Genomic DNA, 2,134 nt, shown 5'->3' with positions numbered 1-2,134 from the left:
AGCGGGCATTGTAAAAAGACCGACACGACCCAAAAACAGACTAACAAACAAGAGAAAGAGTTTGAAAAAAGAACAACATAGAAAGTTTGACTTTAAAACAACCAATGGTTGCCAGAAAACAACTATATGTAGCGAATTTACAACTGTAAGTAGCGGACATTTTTATCGTACCGTATTCAGACAAAATAACTTTGTAGCATCATTTAAAAACATAAAAATATGATGCTCAACTCAACAATCATTGGCAACAAGATTGCCGAAGCAAGAAAGAAAAGTAATCTTTCACAAGCCGAATTGGCTAACAAAATTTCAATTAGTCCGCAAGCAGTCGGAAAATGGGAACGTGGCGAGTCAATGCCTGACATAACGACCCTAAACCGTCTTGCCGAAATATTCGGATTGGACTTAAACTATTTTTCAGACTCCTTTCAAAGTATCACAAATGAAAGAGAGAACGACAAAACCCTACCAGAACAACCCAATGAACAATTAACTTCAGAACCTAAAAAGCGTTTTGATTGGAATTGGGATATGTCAAACGGCAATTGGGTTGATGCCGACTTTTCAGGGCTTAAAGATTTGAAAGATAAATTTAGCTCTTCTAACATTAAAAATTGCAAATTTATTGGTTCAGATTTATCGAGCTTGACTTTTAAAGGCAATGAAATATCGGATTGTGATTTTTCGCAAGCGGACATTAGAAACGGAAAAGTTTACTCATCTGAAATATTAAAGACGACATTTAGTAATACGAGTTTGATTGATGCTGAATTTCAGCAAAGCGAAATTAAAAACTGCAATTTTAACAAAGCAAATCTATCAGGTGCAGAATTTATAAATTCTAATTTTCAAAAAAACACGATAGAGAATGCTGTTTTAAAACATACATCTTTCAAAAATATTGGGTTTGTAGAAATTGTATTTAGCGGAAATATTGAAGATTGTTCTTTTGAAAACTGCTCATTCAAAAACGTAAAGTTTCAAAATGCGACTATTTTAAATTCCTTTTTCAAACACAACCGAAAATTCAATAAAGTGGAATTTATAAACTGTAAAGTAGATAAACTTACATTTGCATTTTTGAAAAGTAACGGTGCCAAAATAGACGGCATCACTATTATTGAAGAACAAACCAACGACTAAATATGAATGCGAATGCACAGCAAATAACAAATTACTTTGATGAAGTAATGCGAATCAAAAACATCTGTTATCCCAACCAAGGGCAGCTTGATACGGTAATCGGGACACGCCATTATATCAACAATCATTATGACAAGGAATTGAACTTGAACTTTTTGTCGCATATACGATTTACTTCTAAATTTCATTTGCTTAGACTTTTTAAAAGGTATTACGGGCAAACACCAAAGCAATACCTAATTGACAAACGATTGGAGAAATCCAAAGAACTTTTAGCAAGTGGACAAAGCATTACAGAAACTTGCTTTGATATAGGTTTTGAAAGCCCCAGCTCTTTCAGCACCTTGTTTAAATCCAAATTTGGACTTACACCGTCAGAGTTTCAAAAAAGAGCAACTTTCACAAAGTCAAACAATAGCTGATTTGAGTTTTTTGCATCTCAAACTTAAAATTCAAAAAAAAATGAAAGTAAAAGTAATTAGCATTCCGGTGCAAGACCAAGAAAAAGCATTGAAGTTCTACACTGAAAAGTTAGGCTTCATAAAAAAATTGGACATCCCACTTAGTGAAGGTAATCGTTGGCTTACTGTTGTGAGCAAGGAAGAACCTGACGGAGCGGAAATTCTATTAGAGCCATCACCCAACCATTTTGAACCTGCAAAGGTTTATCAAAAGGCTTTGTTTGATGCGGGTATTCCTTACACTCAATTCAACTGTGAAAATGTTCAGCAAGAATACGATAGACTTACAAGTTTGGGAGTTGAGTTCAGCGTAAAGCCAAACGAAATGGGAACGGTGAAAATTGCCGTGTTCAATGACACTTGCGGGAATAATATTCAAATAGTAGAAATGCTATGATGAAGAAAACAACGACCCGCTAACATCGGTTTTGCGTAATGGGGGCTGACGTGCTTAATTGTACGTCAGTCCCTTTTATTTACTTTTGTGCAAGGTTGACAGTTTAGTGCTTCTAATGCCCCCACTACGCAAA

General features: G+C 35.1%; 4 protein-coding genes. All 4 read left to right on the top strand.

What is annotated here, in order from left to right; all coding sequences use genetic code 11:
• Positions 1-223: hypothetical protein (locus C0430_RS12715; protein WP_290870824.1), on the top strand; the 223-nt coding region annotated here is incomplete at its 5' end.
• Positions 220-1,143: a pentapeptide repeat-containing protein gene (locus tag C0430_RS12710; RefSeq protein ID WP_290870822.1), complete on the top strand. Its 924-nt coding sequence runs from the start codon at positions 220-222 to the stop codon at positions 1,141-1,143. The genes C0430_RS12715 and C0430_RS12710, both read left to right, overlap by 4 nt.
• Before the next feature lie 2 nt (positions 1,144-1,145).
• Positions 1,146-1,565: an AraC family transcriptional regulator gene (locus C0430_RS12705; protein WP_290870820.1), complete on the top strand. Its 420-nt coding sequence runs from the start codon at positions 1,146-1,148 to the stop codon at positions 1,563-1,565.
• Between the two features lie 40 nt (positions 1,566-1,605).
• Positions 1,606-2,001 (top strand): VOC family protein, encoded by a 396-nt coding sequence (locus C0430_RS12700; RefSeq protein WP_290870818.1) that lies wholly within the window; start codon positions 1,606-1,608, stop codon positions 1,999-2,001.
• Positions 2,002-2,134 lie beyond the last annotated feature (133 nt).

Origin of the sequence: Flavobacterium sp., assembly GCF_013823965.1 — a bacterium.
Taxonomy (GTDB): Bacteria; Bacteroidota; Bacteroidia; order Flavobacteriales; family Flavobacteriaceae; genus Flavobacterium.
This window is presented reverse-complemented; position numbering and strand designations above follow the sequence as displayed.